Genomic DNA, 21,096 nt, shown 5'->3' on the forward strand with positions numbered 1-21,096 from the left:
GCCGGAATCAGAGTTAAGCGCCGAACTGCCAGTCGCGCGGGGGCAGATACGTTTCCTTGACCACGCGCGGGGATGCCCAGCGCAGAAGATTGAGGTAGGAGCCTGCCTTGTCGTTCGTTCCGCTGGCGCGACCGCCGCCGAACGGTTGCTGGCCGATCATCGCGCCCGTCGGCTTGTCATTCAGATAGAGGTTGCCCGCTGCGTTGATCAGAACCTGCTCTGCGCGATGCAGGGCGAAGCGGTCGGTGCAGAAGATCGAACCCGTCAATGCATACGGGCTGGTCGAATCGATCAGTTGCAGCGTCTCTTCCCAGTTCGCATCGTCATATACGAAGACTGAAAGAACGGGACCGAAGAGTTCTTCTTTCATCAGCGCGTGCTTCGGGTCGCTCACTTCCAATACCGTCGGCTCGACGAAATAGCCCGGCTCCGACCACGTCTTCCCGCCAGACACGATCTTGACGCTCGCGTCTTCCCTGGCCGCTGCCAGCACCCGGCTCAACTTCTGGTGCGAGGCCTGGGAGATCACAGCGCCCATGAAGGTATCGAACTGCGCGACATCGCCGACTTTCAGCTGCGCGAGCCGGTCGCGCATTTCCTGGCTCACCGCCGTCCAGAGACTGCGCGGGATATAGGCGCGCGACGCCGCGCTGCACTTCTGGCCTTGATACTCGAACGCGCCGCGAATCAATGCGATTGCGATTTCCGATGCATTCGCCGATGGGTGCGCCAGAACGAAGTCCTTACCGCCCGTCTCGCCCACGAGTCGCGGAATGGTGCGGAAGCTGTCCACTTTCGACGCAACGCCCTTCCAGAGCGACTGGAACACAGCCGACGACCCGGTAAAGTGAATGCCCGCCAGGTCCGGCGACGACAGAGCAACACGCGTGGTCAACTCGGCATCGCCGGGGACGAAGTTGATCACACCCGGCGGCAGCCCGGCTTCTTCCAGCGCTTCGTAGAAGATCCAGTTCGCGAGCGCCGACTTCTCCGACGGCTTCCAGAGAACCGTATTGCCCATGACGGCCGGTGCCGTCGTCAGGTTCGCGCCGATCGCCGTGAAATTGAAAGGCGACGCCGCGTAGACGAAGCCTTCCAACGGGCGCCAGTCCGCGCGATTGACAGCGGTGGGAACCGACATCGGCTGCTCCGCATACACGCGTTGCGCGTTATATGCGTTAAAGCGCAGGAAATCGATCAATTCGCATGCGCTGTCGGGCTCCGCCTGATCGATCGTCTTGCTTTGCCCGAGCATCGTGGCCGCATTGATCCGCATGCGCGAACGTGTCGCCACGATGTCGGCGGCCCGATGAAGGATCGTCGCGCGGCTCGCATGCGTCAAGCTTGCCCACTCCTTCGCGACAGACGCCGAACTCTTGATCGCTTCGCCGATCTGGCTTTCCGTTGGACGATGAATGCGCGCGAGTACACGCTGCGTGTCGTGCGGTGCGCGCACTTCGACGGTGTCGTTCGAGTAGTAGCGCTTACCACCAATTACTGTCGGAATATCGACTACTTCTCGTTGCTCCAGTGCTTTGGAAAGCTCTGCCGCAGCAGCGGTGCCGGGACGGAAACTCACTTCGGTTTCGTTTGCCGGCAACGGGAATTGTGGGCCTGAGATCACGCTAACTCCTTTACAAAAAAGCAATTGGGTCGGACTACGGGGAAGCGCAGGGCCTGCGGCTATCGACTTAAAGCGACACCTCTATTGGCCGTGTCACTCCTCAACGCTTTACCTCACTGCCGAGAGTAGTCTTTAAAGAAAATCCGGCTTACTGTTCAATCAAACGTTATGCTTTGGTTTCGCCCGTCGTTATGAAAGACATCTCGCCTTAACGACTGCACGACCGACGACATCAGGTTCTGTACGCCGATACGTGATTCACTCTGGTCGTAGACGGCATCTAACTTGAAGAACGAATGCCCTCGCTGCCAAAAGTGACGTGCGGGGCGATGGCCTCCTCGAACGCGATCCTCACGCCGTTCACCATGCCCAGGCCGATCGCGGCGTTCGTCGGCGGCGCGAATGCCCTGATCCTGGCTCCTGCTCAGCCGATGCCGACTGCCGCTTTCTGCGCAGACGGTCGCGGCGAGTGCAGACGATCAAGTCTCGAACATCTTGATCAGCGGTTCAGCAAAATAAGCGTCCAACGTGCAGGGCGTTCATCGGCGAAGATGCGGCGCTCCCGTCATCACGCTTTTTATATTGAACATACGTTCAACCCATACCTGTTGCGACAACTATATATCCGAACTCGATCCGATCAAAAATCCTTTTTTCGCCTATCTCATAGGGGAAAACACGATGACACAGACGATTTTGCGGGTTTTCACCTACTTGAATGCGCGCTGTTTTAGTGAACAATTGTTCAGCACGAAGGCGAGCGAGAGGGATATCGACTCGCATGCGGCGGAATGAACAAACGTTCAGATGCAGGTCGATGACTGACGCCCGTGCGCCGCCTGTCAGCGGCGCACGGGCGAGGCTACTCAATCAACTGTGGAATCGGGAAATGCAAGAACAGAAGTCGCGGGCTGCCGAGATTGAGAGCCGGAAGGACGACCCCAGTCAGTACGAAGGGATGCGTTATCGACTGATCGACTCGACGCTTGAAGTAGTCGGCCATGTCGGGCTCGAACACCTTACGATCAGGAAGGTCAGCGAGCACGCCGGCGTTTCCGTCGGTCTCGTGCATCATCACTTCGAGAACAAGAGCAACCTCGTCTATAAGACGTTCGTCTATCTGATTCGACGAGTGCGCGAACAGCTCACGGCGGGACGTCGTGGCATTGTCGATCCCGTCGAACGCATGAAATTTACGGCGGACATGTGCTTCAGTGACGAAGTGATGAGGCCTGGTGCCGCAAACGTATGGCCGCACATGTGGAGTTCGTCGGCATACGACAAGGATGTTCAACGGCTTTGCACCGCCTTCTCGCGTCGGCTGCGGTCCAACTTCATATGGGACCTGCGTAAAGCCGGCTGCGATCAGACGATGGCGACAATCTACGCAATGCAGGCGATGGCGCTGGTGCACGGGTTATGGATCGAACATCGCGTCGCCGGAACGATGAGCATCAGTGAAGTTCTCGGCGTTTTTCACGGTGTCATCGACCACGCGACCAATCGCGGATGGAAGACGGGCATGATGTGCTACGCCCGCCGCACCAATCACTGATTTCATGGTGCACGCATGATTCGCAATGAAAGCGCGCGTCAGGTCTTGCGCATCGGGATACGCTGAAACTGACGGGCGCAAGCCAGTCGGGCGAAGGACGAAGGATTTCCAGCAGGCAGAGAACATCATGGCGATCGTAAAAGAGAGTGCGCCCGAGCAGTTCCCGGATTGGGGGCTTCTCGCGAGTTGGGTAGCAGTTGTCGAAGCCGGATCTATTTCCGATGCGGCCAGTCGGCTTGCCATCTCCCAGGCGGGCGTCTCTCTTCGCATAAAGGCTCTGGAATCGATATTGGACACGAGCCTTCTTGACCGCACCACCCGGCCGGCAAGACCTACGGCCGCCGGGCAGCGTCTTTTCGAACACGCTACCGTTCTGTTGCAGGGCGCAGATCAGATGGTCGAGAGCGTGCGGAACGTCACCCGCGCAAAACGTGTCGTCGTCCGTCTTGGTTGCGTCGATTCGTTCGCTGCGACCATCGGCCCAATCATCATCAAGGCCCTGTCCGGCACATCGCATCAGATAAGATTGTGGTCCGGAATCACGCCGACTCTGGACGCACAACTGGAGGCCCGGCAGGTCGATATGGCGGTGACGACGACAAGCTTCTCAAACGCCGCGGGCATCAAGCGCCAGAAGCTTTTCACAGAGCCATACGTTGCCGTGCTACCCAAGAGCTTCGAAATCGATCGCATCACAACTCTCGCGGAACTGAGCCGTCACCTTCAGTTCATCCGATACAGCTCGCGCTCCGTCATCGGTCAACATGTCGACGCCTATCTTGCGTCACATGGCGAAGATATCGATCGTACGTGCGAGTTCGACGCGACAGATCCGATGCTGAGCCTGGTTGCCGCCGGACTCGGGTTCGCGCTCACGACACCGCTGTGCCTATGGCAATCGCGACACTATCTCCCGGAAATCCGTGTCGTGCCGCTCACCATGTTCTCCCGGCAAGGACGGCCATATCACCCTTTAAGCAGATCGTTCTTCCTCGCCCATCGCGAGAACGAACTGGGACATCTGCCTGCCGATCTCTATGACCTGCTCAAGCGCGCCTTCGAAAAGCAGGTCTCGCGAGACATCGCCAAGGCACTGGCGTTGCGACCGGAGGAAGTCTATATTCCGGACGACCAGTAAATCGAGGGCGTTTTCTTCGAACCACGCCTCAGAGCCGTGTTGCCGACACCGGTAAAGCTAATCCAGACATGCGTCGTGAAGTTCGCGAAACAGGTCTCCGGTAACACCTGGCGCAGCCAGGCCGTCAACTGCGCGTTCAGCGGCACACAGAATCTCCGCCATAAGCGCATCAGATTCAGCGTCGCTGTGCGCATTGCTCTGCGCAAGTTCAAGTTCTCTGCGCCACCGACCTGCAACTTCCAGTTCGATGACGTGAACACCACACTCCGGTCGACCATAGCGCTGCGCCGTGAACGCGTCGATTACTTTCCCGTTGACGACCCACGAGCGTTCCAGTGTCTGCGCGGCCCGGGTCATGGCACCGACGATCGCTCTGTCGCTCGACGCACCGTGGTTGGTGCTGAAGTTGCAATCGGCCGCGCCCGGCTGCGTCCGATACGGAGACAGCCACGCGCCCGCATGCGAGACCAGCATCACCACGTTATCGTGGGTTTCGCGAAGCCGGCTCAGTTCCGCCAGAATCGACGCATGGAACGGTTTCCAGTGCTCCTCCACCCGACGCTGCACATCCGCGTCGCTGGGCTCGGCCCCTGGCAAGTAGAGCGCTTCTCCTCGCGACGTGTGCGTACGGCAAAGGCCCAGCCGGTTCAATCGCTGGGACAAGGCGGTATTGTTCGCCGCAACGTTGAGGTCAATCACGCACGGGTGGAGTGCGGCGGGTATGCATGTGATCCCGCGTTTCCGCGCAGCTGCACTCAGGGCCTTTCCTCCCGGATCCGATAGTCGGCCACTGACGGCTTCCCAGGCAGGATGAGCAAGCAGATCCGGGGGAACCAATGTCCCAGTGTGCGGTGTTACGACCATCACCGCCGACTGACCGCGAACGATCGCGCTTTCGTTTCCCATCATTCCCTCTTCTCGATCTAGCGTTAGCGCTTCCAGACCCACGTGAAAAGCCATGGTCAAAATAGCCCAGTTGAAGCGGGGAAAACGATACTCCAAGCACTGCTTGCCCTATGTATAAGCGTCCCTGATGAGCCTGCACGCGGATGCGCGCAAGCGGAAAACTACCCTCCCGTTGGATATCGTTGTGCCGCATTCAGATGGGAAAGCGACTTGCCGCCTTTCGCCAAGGTGCGGACACTTCGCCTACCTCTGATTTCGGCAGGAACACCGTTCGATGCAGGCACGCAGATGCCGCAGGCCAGTGTTAAGGCAAAGCTTGAGGCTCAGCCATAGGCATGGCTGCACCCACGCAACCGTAACGGCGAACATCGGCGACGCCCCATCGATCAGCAATTCGTATCATGGGCTGTCCATTTGCAGGTCTTGGGTCGGGGACGCGACGTCGTCGTCCCTGATCGAGTAAGTACCTGGAAACCTTAGCAGCCGGGACGGCGAGCGGAAATTAATCAAGCATCGCTTCTGCTATCTATAAGCGTGGTTAAAAGACGAACCTCCGCTGATTGAATCTGGAACATTAACGCGGCATTGATCTCTGGGCGTTCTGTCAACACGTAGTAGCAAATGGAAACGCGCAGCGGTATGGTTCTTAAGAGAACCGCAACGATTGCTTGCTATCGAACGAGAACGCTCGGCGGACGATCCGCTCCCGGTCCGAACTGCTGTGTCCGGCGGCTCCATCGCAACGCACCCGGACTTCACACGCAATCGCTCTCCAACACCGTCTCTGCGACTGAGCGTTCGAAATCCATCAGTTCGTTCATTCCGACGTGCGGCGACGTCCTTCATTTCTCCGCACCGATGGTCGTCACCGGTTGCCATTTCATCGACTTGACCTGATAAAGCGTCGATGTCGGATTGTTCAGATCTCCGTATTTATCGAACGATATGTGTCCGGTAATGCCGTTGTATTCAATCGTGCGGAGCGTTTGCATAAAAACAGCAGGCTTCACGGAATTCGCCTGTTTCATGGCGGTGATGGCGAGCCACGCGCAGTCATAGGCGAACGGTGCATAGGTCAGCGTATCCGCGCCGAAGCGTTTCTTGAATTTATCCGCAAACGCGCGGCCTTCGGGCAATGAATCGACCGGCCGGCCGTATTCCCAGGCCATCGCCCCTTCGGCCGCGTTTCCCGCCGAACCGATGAACACGCTATCGGCAATCCCGCCGCTTCCGACGAACTGCGCGCGCAAGCCGAGCTGCTTCATGCGCTTGACGATCAGGCCCGCCTGACCATCGAGCCCGCCAAAGTAGAGAAGATCGGCGTTGGCCGCCTTTATGTTCGTCAGCTGCGCATTGAATTCGACGGCTTTGTCGTTCGTATATTCCTCAGCCGCGATCTGGCCACCGGCTGCTTTCACGGCCTTCTTGAATTCTTCGACCGCTCCTTGTCCGAAGGCTGTCCGGTCGTCCATCACCGCGATCCGCTTCGCTTTCGTGACCTTCACGGCATACGTGCCGGCGTTACCGGAGTTCTGCGTGTCGGTCGCGATGATGCGGAACACGTTGTTCAAGCCTTGGCGTGTGATCGCTGGATTCGTCGCCGCTGGATCGATCAGCGGGATACCCGCGCGCGCGAAGATCGGCGAGGATGGAAGCGCCACACCAGAGTTGTAATAGCCGACCACGGCCACAACGCCATCGTCGACGAGCTTCTGCGCCACCTGAACGCCGATGCGCGGATCGCCCTGATCATCGACGGATGCGAGTTCAAACTGAACCGGCTGTCCCCCGATGTTGAGGTGTTGCGCGTTCGCCTCTTCCACTGCCAGACGCACACCGTTTTCGATGTCCTTGCCATTGGATGCGCCCAGGCCGGTGAGCGGCGCCGACACGCCGATTCGAACGGTTTGCTGTGCGCTGGCAACGAGCGGGGCAATACATAACGCGGACGCCGCAACTAGGGAAAGGAGCGTTTTCATGACAGGGCAATCGATAAGAGGAATGTCACAGGATCGAGCCGACATCGCAAATCACAGATCAGGCATTTCTGAACATTCGTTCACAAGGTTCGCGATTCGACCCACCGTTCCGCATAAAAATGTTTCGGAAGTCATTTTCCGTCGAATCTCGCTCTTTTGTTTCTACGGGCAAATACTTACCCGTCGGGCCAGGAGTCTTGTGCACGCCGTTGCCGCCTCGTGCACCGAAAACGAAACCTGCGGAGGATGGGCAATGACCACTGCTCGAATATGTTGTCGCGAGGGGTCGGCCGTGAACATGGTCGTGGTGAGGCGAATGCGCAGGTTTGGCTCAAGCCGCTTGACCCTCGCGAGACTGGACATCAAGCGAAAATGCGAGAACGCCGCGGTCGTCGCAAGCACGAGTTCCTCGTGTTCGATACCGGTCGACAGGCGGTCAAAAACGTCTGCAATTTTTCCCATCGCCTCTGCAACGACCGCGTACAGGGCCTCGCCCTCGCTCGTAAGCGTGGTGATGCGATGCAACCGGTCGAGCAGGCGGACACCGCGCATATCCTCCAGGAGTCTTACCTGACGGCTAACCGCTGCCTGGGTGACGCCACGCTCGGCAGCAGCGAGCGTGAAGCTTCGCAGTCTCGCTACCGCCTCGAACTCGACCGGCGCCGTTAGCGACGGTATGAGTCGACGATATCGATACGTTGCGACTCGCGAGCAACGTAGGCGATACGAACAAACCAGAGCGTTGCTGGCCGGCTGCCTGAGGCGTTGCTCGCTCTTCTTCTTGAGGGCGAGAAGAACCTGGGCAAATTGAATCTGCCTGGTACAGGTGTTGTCGCCCCGTTCCTGTCCGCGCCGCCGGAGCCTCCGGGCGACGCATAACTTAATGTAATAGAGCCACGAAAATAAAGCGCATTGACGCTGATTTATCGCACACCAATACTCAAGGCACAGCGAAGGCAGTCCGAACGAAGAAAAGCAATATCAGAAGAATCGAGCCTGGCAGCGATGCTGAGCGGCATTCCGTCTTCGCGATTTACCACAACGCACGTTGAGCAGTTCACGCGCTGACAGGCAGCCGAATGAGCGCAAGGTGTCCCAACAGATTTGATGCTATGAACTCGGTAGAAAGAATGTTCGATCCTGCGCTGGAAGCTGAAGATAGACTGTCCAACGCCAGTACATGGGAAAGTGGCGGCAATCTTTGGGCGAGCAGTGAGCAGCAGACTTTGACATGTTGTCGTGTGGTTGACGAAACCCACGACGTCAAGAGCTTTGAATTCCGTGTGGGCGATGGTTCACCCGTGCGTTTCGAACCGGGTCAATTCATGACCGTGTCGGCGAATGTGCAAGGGCAATCGGTCGAGCGCTGCTACACGATTTCTTCTCCGCCTACGCGCCCCTTCCTGTTGTCCATCACTGTGAAGCGAGTGCCGGGCGGCACCATGTCGAACTGGCTTCACGACAACATGAAGCCCGGAAGCCAGTTGCGCGCGTACGGCCCATCGGGGAGCTTCACCCCGACTTCTGCTCCCGCCGCGAAGTCGTTGTACCTGTCCGCTGGCTCAGGGGTTACGCCGCTGATGTCGATGACGCGCGCGAGTATCGACCTTGGACTGGACCGGGACATCGTATTCGTTCATAGCGCCAGGACGCCCGGAGATATCGTTTTCCGGAAAGAGCTGCAAAGGCTTGTCGAGCTGTCTCCCCGGCTTCGCACGTTCTTTCTGTGCGAAGGCACGGGTGATGAGGGTTGGTCGGGACCGACAGGTCGACTCAGCCTGGAACTGCTTTCCGAATGGGTGCCCGACTATGCCGAGCGTGAAGTGTTCACGTGCGGTCCGGCTGGCTACATGACCGCCGTACGCACATTGCTCCACCAAGGTGGGCTCGATCCCGCACGCTACCACCAGGAAAGCTTTGATTTCACCGCTGCTGTCGTGCCAGAAGCCGCAGCACCGGAGAACGATACCGCTCAAGAAACCTTCAACGTGAAGCTCTCGCGTTCTTCGAAGACATTCACGATGAGTGCTTCGGAGACCGTACTCGCCGCCGCAAGAAAAGCCGGAGTCGCAATTCCGTCGTCTTGCAGTCAGGGGATATGCGGTACATGCAAGACCAAAGTGCTCGAAGGCACAGTCGACATGAATCATAAAGGCGGGATTCGCGACAGAGAAGTGCAGAAGGGATTTCGCCTGCTCTGCTGTAGCCGGCCGACATCAGACCTGGTACTGGAGCTTTGACCGTCGCCCGTATCTCTTTTGCCAAATGAAAGCGGCACCGGATACTGCGCGGTGGGCGAAACGCTCACCGACTGGGCCGCTGGTTACTTCGTGCAACCCCACACTCACAATAACGCCAGGAGCAACACAGGATGACGGATGACCAGCTCTTCGATGCAGGTACCACAGTCGAATCCGGCGGAAAGGAAAGCGTAGTCCGCGATGTTCGAGCTTATCGGCTCGCTCGCGTGCAGGAGCAATTGCGCAAGCACAAATGTCCCGCAATTCTGCTCTACGACCCAGTGAACATTCGATACGCCACCGACACGTCCAACATGCAAGTCTGGGCGGGCCGCAATCCTGCACGATACGTGATGGTCTTCGCTGACGGTCGCATCGTCGCATGGGAATTTCACAGCAGCGAGCATGTATGGGACGGACTGGACCTGAACGTCGAACTGCGCGGCGCGCTCAGCTGGACGTTCTTCAATGCAGGCCATGAAGCCGAGCGCCGCGCTGAAACCTGGGGAGCCGAGATAGTCGACGTGTTCCGGAAGCATGCTCCTGGTGACCGTCAGTTGGCGGTGGATCGGCTCGACCCGTTCGGCACCGCCTATCTGGAGAAGCATGGAATAACCCTGCTGGACGGCCAGGCCCTGATGGAGACCGCTCGCTTGACCAAGTCATCCGGCGAGCTGGTTCTAATCGGCGAATCTTTGCGCACGGCCGAAAAGGGAATCGAGCGCATGCGACGCGAGCTTGGTCCCGGACTCACCGAGAACGACATCTGGGCAAACCTTCACTACGAAAACATTCGAAACGGTGGCGAGTGGATTGAGACCAGGCTACTCGCCTCCGGGGACCGAACCAATCCCTGGATGCACGAATGCTCCAGCCGTGTTTTGCAAGCCGGCGACCTGCTGGCGTTCGATACGGATATGGTTGGGCCGAACGGTTACTGCTCGGATATTTCGCGCACCTGGCTGGTAGGTGACGGCCGTCCTTCCGACGAGCAGCGCAAGCTGTATGAGCTTGCCTACGCGCAGGTCCACTTCAATATGGACCTTCTGCGCCCAGGCATGACGTTCCGTGAGTTCTCAGAAAAGGCGTGGAAGATTCCGGACCCGTTCATCAAGAACAGGTATTGCTGTCTTGCACATGGCATCGGAATGGTCGACGAATACCCGTCGATTGCACACCAGAGCGATTGGGAGAGCGCGGGTTACGACGGCATGTTCGAAGTCGGCATGACGGTGTGCGTCGAAAGCTACATCGGTGCAGAAGGCGGTAGTCAAGGCGTCAAGCTCGAACAGCAGGTAGTGCTCACGGAGAACGGTTGCGTCTCTCTTACCGATTGCAGTTTCGAGACCGACTGGCTGTGACGTTCCGCGAGTAGGACCGCATTTGCATTCCATCTACACATGACATCAGGAGACAGCATGTCAGGCAATCGTGGCGTCGTATACATTGGACCTGGAAAGGTCGAGGTACAGAACATCGCCTTCCCGGAACTCGTTGACCCATCCGGCAGGAAAGCCAATCACGGCGTCATCCTTCGAGTCGTCGCAACGAACATCTGCGGCTCGGACCAGCACATGGTTCGTGGAAGGACAACGGCCCCTGCTGGGCTCGTCCTCGGACACGAGATAACTGGCGAAGTGATTGAAGTCGGCACTGACGTCATGACATTGAAGAAGGGCGACCTGGTCTCCGTCCCGTTCAACGTGGCCTGCGGCCGCTGCCCGATGTGCAAGGCGCAGAACACCGGCGTCTGTCTCAACGTCAATCCGGCGCGCGCCGGAGGCGCGTACGGCTACGTCGACATGGGCGGCTGGATTGGCGGTCAGGCCGAATACGTCATGGTGCCGTACGCGGACTTCAACCTCCTGAAGTTCCCGGATCGCGACCGCGCCATGGCCAGGATTCGCGACCTCACCTGCCTGTCCGACATTCTGCCGACCGGCTACCACGGTGCTGTGACTGCCGGGGTCGGACCTGGCTCGACCGTCTATATCGCTGGCGCCGGCCCTGTCGGAATGGCTGCTGCAGCGTCCGCACGACTGCTTGGCGCAGCCGTTACCATCATTGGCGACGTCAATCCGGTACGGCTCGAACACGCTCGACGAGTCGGGTTCGAAACCATCGACCTTTCGAAAGATGCCTCGCTTGCTGAACAGATTGCCGATCTGCTCGGCGAACCGGAAGTCGACTGTGCCATTGACTGCGTTGGCTTTGAAGCTCACGGCCATGGTCACTCGGGTTCGCAGATCGAGGCACCGGCCACTGTTCTGAATTCACTGATGGAAATCACACGGGCTGCCGGCAAAATCGGTATCCCGGGTCTCTATGTGACTGATGACCCCGGCGCTGTCGATTCGGCTGCAAAGCACGGGAGCCTCTCCGTGCGCTTCGGCCTGGGCTGGGCGAAGTCTCACTCCTTTTTCACCGGTCAAACCCCGGTGATGAAGTACAACAAGAATCTGATGCAAGCGATTCTGTGGGACAGATTGAACATCGCTGAGGTCGTCAACGTGACCGTCATCGAACTCGACCAGGCACCCAGCGGCTACGCGGAGTTTGATTCAGGTGTACCCAAGAAATTCGTCATCGACCCGCACGGTAGTCTGAAAGCCGCAGCCTGACACAGGTGGCGACAACGACGGGAAAGGCTGTGTGTATGTCTCCGAGGTGAACGCTTTGCGGCCGGTCGGAAGACCGGCTCCTTTTTTGGCGGTGGCACGCATCAATCGCCAGCGGCTCAAGGAACGCAATCGGTAATCCAATCTCCGAATTTCAGCGAGCAAAATGACCAACCGACGCGAGCACGTTGAGACGTTGATTCGAATAGCGGAGAATCGTTTCCAGTCCGAGATACTCGCTGCGGCGGGATGAGTCGTTGCGTTCCGTACGCAAGGCTTCCTTTATGCGCGGCATAGCAATCGTCGCTTCGCCGCATGTTCGACAATCGGACATAATCGCCCGGCCGTTTCGGAAGCAAAGCCAGAAGTCCCTTCCACTCGAAGAGCGCATTCTCGAATTCATTGCCCGCACATCCCGTACGAAGAAACGGCTTTACGCCCGTCGGAGACATGATGGTGCATGCCGAACTTTGTTTGCGATCCAATACGTCCGACAGTGAAATTGAACCGGCGAGACATTCTTGCACCGGCGTGAACGAATGCCGGCCAACCTTCGTGTACTCCGGTTGCACTTGTGGCGCCATCAAGAGCGTCGTAGGGCTGAAAAGAGAAGAAGCGCTCTTGACGTGGCGCGTGAAGTCTGTAACTGGCAGCGTCTGATGAGATCTCGAGCGAGAACTGGCGCGTGGGCCATTCGAACAACGCACGGCCGCCCCAACCCTTAAATACGTGATCAACCTGTGACCGAGGCAACGGATAGGTCACGCCAAATTGCCAGGCAGGTGGTGTCGGTACATACCGCGAGCGCGCGTCACCGTCCCCTGAAAGCCGCAAGGAACTGGCTGGTGCGCACACTAAGGTATCTGCATCACGGATCAGGAACGGACGAATGCCAATCGAAAACGGCACTGCTCTTTCCTTCCTGTTTTCGATCTGAATCTTCACGGTTAGCGTTGGACCGTCAAGCTGATATTCCAGAATTGCGTGATACGCTTTTTGTATGGCACTCACGGCAGTCAGCTTTACGCTTCTCGCATCTATCCGTTCGATTTGCCAGTCCTGCAAACCAACGACCTCCGCTAGATCACGCTCTTCCGCGCAATTCCGGATTGTCCCGCGCAGATCTTTCGGAAGATGCGACTGACGTCGACGAATCCATGGGCCCTGCAATAGGGGATAGCATGCCAATTGATTTTTTTCCACGCCCGATGTCGCCATCGAAGGCCGCACAAACACGGGTGTCCATATACCGCGATCATTCCAGTCGAAGCGGGAAATCCCTCCGCCCAGGCCTGGCAGAACTTCAAGCTTCAGGTAAGCGTTCGCAAGCGTCGCACGACTACTGAAATGACTTGCTCCATTTGTCTGTCCGATGACCGTCGGTGTGGTGTCCATGACGTCCGAACCTGTCGCGTCGATTTCGTGCGCTTGCGAGGTCGACATATCTTCCTTCCTGGAGGTGGGTCACACCGTTTTGACAAGCGCTGTCTCGTCGTGAACGCCCGCGTCCGGTCGCGGGGTGCCTGGCGGCGAATCGGGTTTCGCGCCCAGTCCAGTGCCACCCGATTGCCGTCGTGCCGCATGGCGCTCGATGATTCGTTGCAGCAGACAAAAGACACATAACAATGCGCCGATCACGATGCGCGTCCACCATGAACTGAGCGTGCCGTCGAACGTGATCAACGTCTGGATCGTGCCGAGTATGCCGACGCCGAACAAAGAACCGATCAGGTAGCCGACCCCGCCAGTCAACAATGTGCCGCCAATCACAGTGGCTGCGATCGCGTCGAGTTCCATACCCTGTGCCTGGAGCCCATAGCCGCTCAGCACATAAAGGGTGAATACGACCCCTCCCAGCGCAGAACACAGCCCGCTGAGCGCATAGACGCCCACCTTCGTGCGCGCGACGGGCAGCCCCATCAACAGCGCCGACCGCTCATTGCCTCCGACCGCATAGATATTCCGGCCAAAGCGCGTGAAGTGCGCGACATAGACCGAGAATGCGAGCATGGCGATCGCGATGAGCGCACCCGCGTTGAGTGACCCGCCGCCAATGGGGAAATTCAGGCCGGCAATCGCATGAAAGGTCGGCTCGTTGATCGTGATCGACTGCGTCGTAATGAGGAAGCACGCGCCGCGCGCGAGAAACATGCCGGCGAGCGTCACGATAAACGGCTGCAGCCTGAAGAAGTGGATCAGTGCGCCCATCGCCGCGCCGTACAGCGCACCAAAGGCCAGTACGAGCGGCACGATCACCCAGATCGGCCAATGCAGCCGTTCGGCGCCCATCGCACAGAGAACCGTCGTCAATGCAACGACTGCACCGACGGACAGATCGATACCGCCTGACAGGATCACAAACGTCATGCCGATCGCGACTATCAGAAGAAACGCATTGTCGACGAACAGACCCGTCAGCACCTGCATTGAGAAGAAGCCGGTGTACATGACCGAGCCGAATCCGAACAGCGCGGCAAACAGCAGGATCGTCACGACGATGGGCAGCGTACGAGGGTCGGCCACGCGGCCAATGAGCTTGTTCATGACGTCGTCGATCCTGTGGCTGCGCCACCCGGCTGCGCGGAAGGGAGGACCCGCCTGATCTGCCTGACCAGCAAGCGGCGAGTTGTTTCTGACTGGATCATGCTGACCACGATCACGACGACCGCCTTGACGACCAGTGTCGCTTCTGGCGGAACCCCGATCGAGTACGTCGTGTACGTAAGCGTCTGGATGATGAGTGCGCCGAGCACCGTGCCGGGGAGGCTGAAGCGGCCACCGAGCAGCGATGTACCACCGAGCGTCACCGCGAGGATCGCGTCGAGTTCGAGCAGCAAGCCCGCATTGTTGCCGTCCGCACTGCGCACGTTCGAGCTCGCGATGATTCCTGCGATCGCCGCCATCGCTCCGCAAAACACATAGACGCTAAACACGATGGCGCCAGAGCGCAGTCCGACGAGCCGGGTCGCGACGGGATTCACGCCGATCGAGCGGATGAAGAGACCGAGTGCCGTGCGATGGATAAGCAGCGCCGTCATCGCGGTCACTGCTATTGCGATCCACACTGAACAGGGCACCGTCGCGATATAACCGTCACCGAGTTTCAGGTAGCCCGGCGCGCCGATAGGGATGATCTGTCCACTTGTCAGCAGCTGCGCGACACCGCGCCCCGCGACCATCAGGATGAGCGTGGCAATGATCGGCTGCATGCCGACGAACGCGACGAGCACGCCGTTCCAGACGCCTGCGAGCACGCCGACGCCGAGCGCCGCGAGCAGTGCGCCGCCGACGCGCGAAGGGTCCTCCTGCAAAACGATAGCGGCCGCCGCACCCGCGATCGCAACGATGGCGCCGACGGAGATGTCGATGCCGCGTGTCGCGATGACGAGCGTCATACCGAGCGAGACGATCACGAGCGGCGCCGCGCGGTTCAGGATGTCGATTGGCGCGCCGAACAGATGACCGTCGAGCAGCGTGATCGAAAGAAAGCTGGCCCGATGCGCGAGGTCGAGCGCGAACAGCAGCACGAGCGTCAACGCAGGCCAGACCAGCTGATGGTGAAGCAACGTCCTGATCCGGTTCATGACTGCCCCCCTGCGATGAGCCGATACACCTGGTCTTCCGACACGCCTTCGCCAGAGATTTCCGCAACCTTGCGCCGGTCGCGCAGCACGGCTATCCGGTGACTCACGCGCACGACCTCGCTGACTTCCGATGAAATGAAAAGAATCGCGAGACCTTTCGCGCACAGTGAAAGCACGCGATCCATGATGTCGAACTTCGCCCCCACATCGATGCCACGCGTGGGTTCATCGAGGATCAACAGCCTTGGTTCGGTGGCGAGCCACCGTGCAAGCAGCACCTTCTGCTGGTTGCCGCCCGATAGCAGGCCGATGGGTTGCTCCGCATCGCGCGCCTTGATATCGAGCCGCGCGATGTACTCGTCCGCAATCTCGCGCTGGCGCGACGGCCTGATCATGCGCCACCAGCCGCGTCGTGCCTGGAGTGCGAGAACGATGTTCTCGCGAATCGACAGCGCGGCAACGATGCCCTCCTTCTTGCGATCCTCCGGACAATACGCAATGCCATGGCGCACGGCGTGATGCGGCGACGTCAGCTTCACGTTGGCGCCGTCCACTTGCATCGAGCCCGTGTCGGCGCGCTCGGCGCCGAACACGAGCCGCGCAGTCTCGGTACGCCCCGAGCCGAGCAGTCCAGCAAGGCCCACGATCTCCCCTGGCCGTACTTCGAGATCGACGGGATTCATCAGCCCGCGCCGGCCCACGCCGCTCATCGACAGGAGCGGCTCCGTGCGATTGTCTTCGCGCGCCGCTTCCGACGCGCCTTCCTTGAGCCGCTCGCTCATCCGTTCGTGGCCCGTCATCTTCGCGACCAGCACCTCGACGGGCAAGTCACTTGCCAGATACTCGCCCTCACGCTCGCCGTTACGCATCACGGTAATGCGATCGGAGACGGCATAGGTTTGTTCTAGAAAGTGCGTGACGAACAGTATCGCCATCCCCGATGCCTTGAGTCGCCGCAAGACGGAAAACAGTCGCGTGACCTCACCGTCATCGAGGCTCGACGTCGGTTCATCGAGAATCAACACGCGCGCGTCGACCGAGACCGCCCGCGCGATCGCGACCATCTGCTGCACGGCGATCGGATAGGCGTCGAGCGAGCGCGTGACGTCGACGGAAAGATCGAGGTCCGCAAGCACCTTGCGGGCGCGTATATGGATGGTTTTCCAGTCGATCGCGCCACGCTTCATCGGCTGCCGGCCGACGAAGATGTTCTCCGCTACCGACAGGTTCGGGCACAGGTTCACTTCCTGATAGATCGTCTGGATTCCCGCGGCTTCCGCGTCGAGCGGGGCCGCGAAGTGCACGGTCTTTCCGCCTAGCCGGATCTCGCCGCGATCATGTCCGAGCACGCCCGTCAGCACGTTGATGAGCGTCGATTTGCCCGCGCCGTTCTGGCCCATCAGCGTATGGATCTCGCCGGGAAAGAGCCGGAAATTCACCTGCTGCAATGCCTTCACGCCCGGGAACGTCTTGTCGATGCCGGACATTTCGAGGATGGGTGTTGGGTTCATGGCCGTTAAGCACCTGAAAAGCGCCCTGCCAGAATGATCGTGAATATGCGGCGGCGGTCTGGGTGGCAGCACCAGACCGCCTTGCGAAAGCCGTCAGCTTCGGGCGCCCGTCAGTACTTTCGACTCGGGAGAGTCTGCGCCGCGACGCTCATCGGGAAAACTGTCTCGTTCGTCACGATGCGCTTCGGCACCTGCTTGCCCGCGACGACGTCCTTCACGGCCGACATCAGCTGTGGTCCGAGAAGCGGGCTGCATTCGACGTCCACGTTGATCTTGCCGGCGATCATCGCCTCGAAGCCGCCTTTGGTCGCGTCGAACGATACGACGGTCACGTCCTTGCCCGGCTTGATGCCCGCTTCTTCCATGGCCTGGATCGCGCCGAGCGCCATGTCGTCGTTATGCGCGTACACGACGTTGATCTGCTTGCCGTAGGTCTTGGCGAACGCTTCCATGACCTGCTTGCCGCCAGCGAGCGTAAAGTCGCCGCTTTGCGAAGCGATGATCTTGAACTTCGGGTCGTTCTTGACCACTTCCATCAGGCCCGCGTGGCGATCGTTGGCGGGTGCCGATCCGACTGTACCTTGCAGTTCCGCAATGTTGATGGGGCCCGGCTCGTTCTTGTAGCGTTCTTCGAGCCACCGGCCGGCTCGTCGTCCTTCCTCCAGGAAATCGGAGCCGATCATCGTCACATAGAGCGAAGTATCTTTCACGTCGACGGCACGATCGGTGAGGATCACCGGAATGTGCGCTGCCTTTGCTTCGTTCAGCACCGGCTCCCAGCCGGATTCCACAACCGGCGAGAATGCAATGACATTGACCTTTTGCGCGATGAACGAACGGATTGCCCTGATCTGGTTTTCCTGTTTCTGTTGGGCATCGGAGAACTTCAGGTTAATTCCCGCATCCTTTGCGGCACTTTTCACCGACACGGTATTTGCCGTGCGCCACGCGCTTTCAGCGCCGACCTGTGAAAATCCAAGCGTAATCTGCTTTTCCTGAGCCGACGCGCTGGTAGCGGCCGCAAACATCAGTGCCGTACTGACGAGCGTGCCGAACGCAAGCCTGCTGATGAGTCTCATGTTCTGTCTCCTATGTACTAAATCTGTTAGTACTGCCTTCCCGCTTGATACGGGCCGACGTCTCGACGTGGCATAACGACCATCTGCGCGGTCAGAGCGCGTCTGCGAGGCCCTACTTCGCTCGTGTCCTCCTTTCCGGATGACTGATTACAAGTACCCGCGCACACTCGTCCGGAATCTTCGCCGCGCGGGCCCGGTTAAAATCAAACCGCCCGCTTGCTACGCCGGAACTGATCGAATAGCACTGCGAGCAGCAGAATGCCGCCGCGAATCAGGTATTGATAGAAAGTGGGCACGTTCATGAGGCTCATCGCGTCCTGTACCGCACCCATGATCAGCACGCCGACCAGCACGCCCGAAATCGTCGCCACGCCGCCCGTGAGCGACACGCCGCCGAGCACGCATGCGGAGATCACGCCGAGTTCGAGTCCCACCGATGTCTTCGGGTCCCCGAGGCTCATCCGCGATGCGAGCATGACGCCGGCAAAACCCGTCACCAGACCTTGCAGGACGAACACTGCAACCTTGATGCGCGTGACAGGCAGCCCCGCTAGCAGCGCTGCTTCGCTATTCCCGCCGACCGCGAGTACGTTTTTGCCGAATACGGTCTTCTTGAGCAGAAAGCCGAAAACGGCAAAGCCGATAATGTTGCTCCAGATAGGAAAGGAGATTCCGAGGAACGAGCCGCCGCCGAGATCGAAAAAGCGCTCCTCGGAAATCATCACGGCGTCGCCGTTCGAAGTCAGGAACGCGAGGCCGCGCACGGCTTCCATCATCGCAAGCGTGGCGATCAGCGAGTTGATCCTGAAGCGGGCGATCAGCACGCCGTTGACGAGCCCCACGGCTCCGCCCGCGAGCACGCCCGCGGCGACGCCGAGCAGCACGCTATGCGACTGCGTAATCACGGTCGACGCAACGACACCCGAAAACGCGACGATCGAAGCAACGGAAAGATCGACCTCGCCCAGCGCGAGCACGAACATCATCGTGACCGCGATCGAGCCGATCAGCGTAACCGAGAGCAGAAGACCCTGGATGTTGCGGGTCGTGAGGAAGTCGGGCACCGTTGCGGAAAGCACCGCAAACAGCACCACGAATACCACGACGATACCCGACCTGTTGATCATGTCCCATGCGCGTGCGCGCGAAGGCGTGATAGGCGCGGCGGACTGGTTGGCGGCGGAAGTGCCCTGTGATTGCATGGCTTGACTCATCTCTGGTTCATCATTCGAATCGTGAGCGCCGCAGATGCTGCGAGCACGCACGGCAAATCAGTTGCTTCAGTGCGGCAGCGCCATTCTGATCAGTTCATCAGGCGATGCCTGGGCCTTCGGCACGCAGCCCGCCATGCGCCCTTCGCGCATGACGATGATGCGATCCGCCACACCAATCACTTCGGCGAGATCGCTTGACACCATCACTACCGTGCGCCCCGCCTCGGCCAGCTCGTACAGCAGGTTGTAGATCTCGGCACGCGCGCCGACATCGATGCCGCGCGTGGGCTCATCCATCAGAAACACTTCAATGCGTTCGGCGAGCCAGCGCGAGAGGATGACCTTCTGCTGGTTGCCGCCCGACAGCGTGCCGATCGCTGTTTCGCCGTTGCGCGTCTTGATCGCGAGCTTCTGTATGTAGTCCTGCGCCAGTTCGCGCTCACGTCGCGGATCGAGCAGGAACCGCGCGGGACTGAAATGACGGCGCGCGCTGATATTCAGGTTGTCCGCCACCGAGGCGATTGCGACGATGCCTTCCTGCTTGCGGTCTTCGGGACACAGCGCGATGCCGGCGCGCACGGCATCGCGCGGGCTCGCGAAATTCACGCGCTTGCCGTCGAGTTCGACGTGCCCTGCACTCGCGCGCGTTGCCCCGTAGATCAACTTCATGAGCTCCGAGCGGCCCGCGCCTACGAGCCCGAAGAAACCCACGATCTCGCCGCGCCGTGCCGTGAACGAGATCGGTTCGGCAAGTCCCGGCCCAAGCAGCCCTTTCGCTTCGAGCAATACGTCTCCGGCGTCGCGCGGACGATAGCCGTACACATCGGAAATCGAACGGCCCACCATCGCGGCGATCAGCCGATTGCGGTCGAGTTCGGCCACGGATTCGAAGGTCTCGATGCGCTTGCCATCGCGAAACACCGTGACGCGGTCGCACAGCTCATCCACCTCGTCCATGCGGTGAGTGACGTAGATGATCGCGCGCCCTTCTGCACGCAGCGCGTTGATGATGCGAAAGAGGTTCTCGGTTTCGCGCGCCGACAGCGAACTCGTGGGTTCATCGAAGGCGATCACGCGCGCGTCGCGCATCAACGCCTTGCCGATCTCGATCATCTGCCGCTGGCCGATCGAGAGGTTCTTGACAGGCGTGCGTGGATCGATGCGCTCGCCGAGACGCTTGAGTTCATCCATCGCACGCTCGACGAGCGCGCGCTCGTCGAGCACGCCAAGGCGATTAGGGAGTTGTCCGAGCATCAGGTTTTCAGCGACCGTCAGCTCGGGCACGAGATGCAGTTCCTGATAGATGATTGCGATGCCAGCCTCGATCGCGGCCTTCGTCGTCGCGAACCTGTGTTCGACGCCGTTCAGACGCAACGTGCCTTCCTGCGGCTGATTCACACCCGACAGCACCTTGAGCAGCGTGGATTTACCCGCGCCGTTCTCTCCCATCAGGCCGTGCACTTCACCAGCGCGCACTTCAAGCGACACCCTGTCGAGCGCGCGCACGCCCGGAAAGCTCACGGTGATCCCGTGAAGTTCCAGATATGCGCGCTTGCCCTGTTGAGCATCAGCGTTCGCCGCTTCCGTCGCGCCTGCACAAGTCATGGTTTCAGTCATTGCATCCCTGCTCTTCTTTCGCCTTTACGCT

16 protein-coding genes and 1 pseudogene are annotated in these 21,096 nt (G+C 59.5%); 6 read left to right on the top strand and 11 right to left on the bottom strand.

Features of this window, described 5'->3' with window-relative positions; genetic code table 11:
• Positions 1 to 13 precede the first annotated feature (13 nt).
• Positions 14 to 1,624 carry an L-glutamate gamma-semialdehyde dehydrogenase gene (gene pruA / locus GCT13_RS12600; protein WP_321574313.1) on the bottom strand — a complete coding sequence of 537 codons (1,611 nt, stop codon included), beginning with the start codon at positions 1,622 to 1,624 and terminating at the stop codon, positions 14 to 16.
• Between the two features lie 329 nt (positions 1,625 to 1,953).
• Between pruA and GCT13_RS12605 the strand changes: the two genes are divergently transcribed.
• From GCT13_RS12605 to GCT13_RS12615, 3 genes are all read left to right on the top strand, one after another.
• The gene (locus tag GCT13_RS12605) at positions 1,954 to 2,358 is read left to right on the top strand and encodes a hypothetical protein (protein WP_152758360.1); all 405 of its coding nucleotides are present in this window, start codon (positions 1,954 to 1,956) and stop codon (positions 2,356 to 2,358) included.
• A 155-nt stretch (positions 2,359 to 2,513) separates the two neighbouring features.
• Positions 2,514 to 3,179 (top strand): TetR family transcriptional regulator C-terminal domain-containing protein, encoded by a 666-nt coding sequence (locus GCT13_RS12610; RefSeq protein WP_152758362.1) that lies wholly within the window; start codon positions 2,514 to 2,516, stop codon positions 3,177 to 3,179.
• Positions 3,180 to 3,306: 127 nt separating this feature from the next.
• Entirely contained in the window at positions 3,307 to 4,317 is a 1,011-nt protein-coding gene (locus GCT13_RS12615) for a LysR family transcriptional regulator (protein WP_152758364.1), read from the top strand.
• A 57-nt stretch (positions 4,318 to 4,374) separates the two neighbouring features.
• Here GCT13_RS12615 and GCT13_RS12620 read toward each other — a convergent pair whose 3' ends face one another.
• The 3 genes and pseudogenes from GCT13_RS12620 to GCT13_RS12630 form a co-directional block, all read right to left on the bottom strand.
• Entirely contained in the window at positions 4,375 to 5,277 is a 903-nt protein-coding gene (locus tag GCT13_RS12620) for an N-formylglutamate amidohydrolase (RefSeq protein WP_321574317.1), read from the bottom strand.
• Positions 5,278 to 6,065: 788 nt separating this feature from the next.
• The gene (locus GCT13_RS12625; protein ID WP_152758368.1) at positions 6,066 to 7,202 is read right to left on the bottom strand and encodes a branched-chain amino acid ABC transporter substrate-binding protein; all 1,137 of its coding nucleotides are present in this window, start codon (positions 7,200 to 7,202) and stop codon (positions 6,066 to 6,068) included.
• Between the two features lie 255 nt (positions 7,203 to 7,457).
• A pseudogene (locus GCT13_RS12630) lies at positions 7,458 to 7,940 on the bottom strand (LysR family transcriptional regulator); the annotation flags it as partial.
• Between the two features lie 374 nt (positions 7,941 to 8,314).
• On the opposite strand from GCT13_RS12630, the gene GCT13_RS12635 reads away from it, so the two are divergent.
• The 3 genes from GCT13_RS12635 to fdhA all read left to right on the top strand — a co-directional run bounded on the left by GCT13_RS12635 (position 8,315) and on the right by fdhA (position 12,063).
• Positions 8,315 to 9,442, top strand: a complete 1,128-nt coding sequence (locus GCT13_RS12635; protein ID WP_152758371.1) for a hybrid-cluster NAD(P)-dependent oxidoreductase — start codon at positions 8,315 to 8,317, stop codon at positions 9,440 to 9,442.
• A gap of 131 nt (positions 9,443 to 9,573) precedes the next feature.
• A complete protein-coding gene (locus GCT13_RS12640) occupies positions 9,574 to 10,803 on the top strand; it encodes a M24 family metallopeptidase (protein WP_152758373.1) in 1,230 nt (409 codons plus the stop codon).
• Positions 10,804 to 10,860: 57 nt separating this feature from the next.
• The gene (fdhA, locus tag GCT13_RS12645; RefSeq protein ID WP_152758375.1) at positions 10,861 to 12,063 is read left to right on the top strand and encodes a formaldehyde dehydrogenase, glutathione-independent; all 1,203 of its coding nucleotides are present in this window, start codon (positions 10,861 to 10,863) and stop codon (positions 12,061 to 12,063) included.
• 396 nt (positions 12,064 to 12,459) lie between these two features.
• On the opposite strand, the gene GCT13_RS12650 is transcribed toward fdhA, so the two are convergent.
• The 7 genes from GCT13_RS12650 to araG all read right to left on the bottom strand — a co-directional run bounded on the left by GCT13_RS12650 (position 12,460) and on the right by araG (position 21,065).
• The gene (locus GCT13_RS12650) at positions 12,460 to 13,503 is read right to left on the bottom strand and encodes an aldose epimerase family protein (RefSeq protein ID WP_152758377.1); all 1,044 of its coding nucleotides are present in this window, start codon (positions 13,501 to 13,503) and stop codon (positions 12,460 to 12,462) included.
• Positions 13,504 to 13,524: 21 nt separating this feature from the next.
• Positions 13,525 to 14,604 (bottom strand): galactofuranose ABC transporter, permease protein YjfF, encoded by a 1,080-nt coding sequence (yjfF, locus tag GCT13_RS12655; RefSeq protein WP_152758379.1) that lies wholly within the window; start codon positions 14,602 to 14,604, stop codon positions 13,525 to 13,527.
• A complete protein-coding gene (locus GCT13_RS12660; protein WP_152758381.1) occupies positions 14,601 to 15,644 on the bottom strand; it encodes an ABC transporter permease in 1,044 nt (347 codons plus the stop codon). Before GCT13_RS12660 ends, yjfF begins: the two co-directional genes overlap by 4 nt.
• The gene (locus GCT13_RS12665) at positions 15,641 to 17,155 is read right to left on the bottom strand and encodes a sugar ABC transporter ATP-binding protein (protein WP_152758383.1); all 1,515 of its coding nucleotides are present in this window, start codon (positions 17,153 to 17,155) and stop codon (positions 15,641 to 15,643) included. Before GCT13_RS12665 ends, GCT13_RS12660 begins: the two co-directional genes overlap by 4 nt.
• Positions 17,156 to 17,265: 110 nt before the next feature.
• Positions 17,266 to 18,234 (bottom strand): ABC transporter substrate-binding protein, encoded by a 969-nt coding sequence (locus GCT13_RS12670; RefSeq protein WP_152758385.1) that lies wholly within the window; start codon positions 18,232 to 18,234, stop codon positions 17,266 to 17,268.
• Positions 18,235 to 18,437: 203 nt separating this feature from the next.
• Entirely contained in the window at positions 18,438 to 19,448 is a 1,011-nt protein-coding gene (araH, locus tag GCT13_RS12675; protein WP_087732829.1) for an L-arabinose ABC transporter permease AraH, read from the bottom strand.
• Positions 19,449 to 19,514: 66 nt separating this feature from the next.
• A complete protein-coding gene (gene araG, locus GCT13_RS12680; protein WP_152758387.1) occupies positions 19,515 to 21,065 on the bottom strand; it encodes an L-arabinose ABC transporter ATP-binding protein AraG in 1,551 nt (516 codons plus the stop codon).
• Positions 21,066 to 21,096 lie beyond the last annotated feature (31 nt).

The sequence above is a fragment of the Paraburkholderia franconis genome, from assembly GCF_009362735.1.
Classification (GTDB): Bacteria; Pseudomonadota; Gammaproteobacteria; order Burkholderiales; family Burkholderiaceae; genus Paraburkholderia; species Paraburkholderia franconis.

Bases quoted from the DNA above. Each gene is read 5' to 3' on its own strand.
- GCT13_RS12665 (WP_152758383.1), bottom strand. From the start codon at position 17,155: ATGAACCCAACACCCATCCTCGAAATGTCCGGCATCGACAAGACGTTC.
- fdhA (WP_152758375.1), top strand. From the start codon at position 10,861: ATGTCAGGCAATCGTGGCGTCGTATACATTGGACCTGGAAAGGTCGAG.
- yjfF (WP_152758379.1), bottom strand. From the start codon at position 14,604: ATGAACAAGCTCATTGGCCGCGTGGCCGACCCTCGTACGCTGCCCATC.
- GCT13_RS12615 (WP_152758364.1), top strand. From the start codon at position 3,307: ATGGCGATCGTAAAAGAGAGTGCGCCCGAGCAGTTCCCGGATTGGGGG.
- araH (WP_087732829.1), bottom strand. From the start codon at position 19,448: ATGAGTCAAGCCATGCAATCACAGGGCACTTCCGCCGCCAACCAGTCC.
- GCT13_RS12650 (WP_152758377.1), bottom strand. From the start codon at position 13,503: ATGTCGACCTCGCAAGCGCACGAAATCGACGCGACAGGTTCGGACGTC.
- GCT13_RS12670 (WP_152758385.1), bottom strand. From the start codon at position 18,234: ATGAGACTCATCAGCAGGCTTGCGTTCGGCACGCTCGTCAGTACGGCA.
- GCT13_RS12635 (WP_152758371.1), top strand. From the start codon at position 8,315: ATGAACTCGGTAGAAAGAATGTTCGATCCTGCGCTGGAAGCTGAAGAT.
- GCT13_RS12620 (WP_321574317.1), bottom strand. From the start codon at position 5,277: ATGGCTTTTCACGTGGGTCTGGAAGCGCTAACGCTAGATCGAGAAGAG.
- GCT13_RS12610 (WP_152758362.1), top strand. From the start codon at position 2,514: ATGCAAGAACAGAAGTCGCGGGCTGCCGAGATTGAGAGCCGGAAGGAC.
- GCT13_RS12605 (WP_152758360.1), top strand. From the start codon at position 1,954: ATGGCCTCCTCGAACGCGATCCTCACGCCGTTCACCATGCCCAGGCCG.
- GCT13_RS12660 (WP_152758381.1), bottom strand. From the start codon at position 15,644: ATGAACCGGATCAGGACGTTGCTTCACCATCAGCTGGTCTGGCCTGCG.
- GCT13_RS12640 (WP_152758373.1), top strand. From the start codon at position 9,574: ATGACGGATGACCAGCTCTTCGATGCAGGTACCACAGTCGAATCCGGC.
- GCT13_RS12625 (WP_152758368.1), bottom strand. From the start codon at position 7,202: ATGAAAACGCTCCTTTCCCTAGTTGCGGCGTCCGCGTTATGTATTGCC.
- araG (WP_152758387.1), bottom strand. From the start codon at position 21,065: ATGACTGAAACCATGACTTGTGCAGGCGCGACGGAAGCGGCGAACGCT.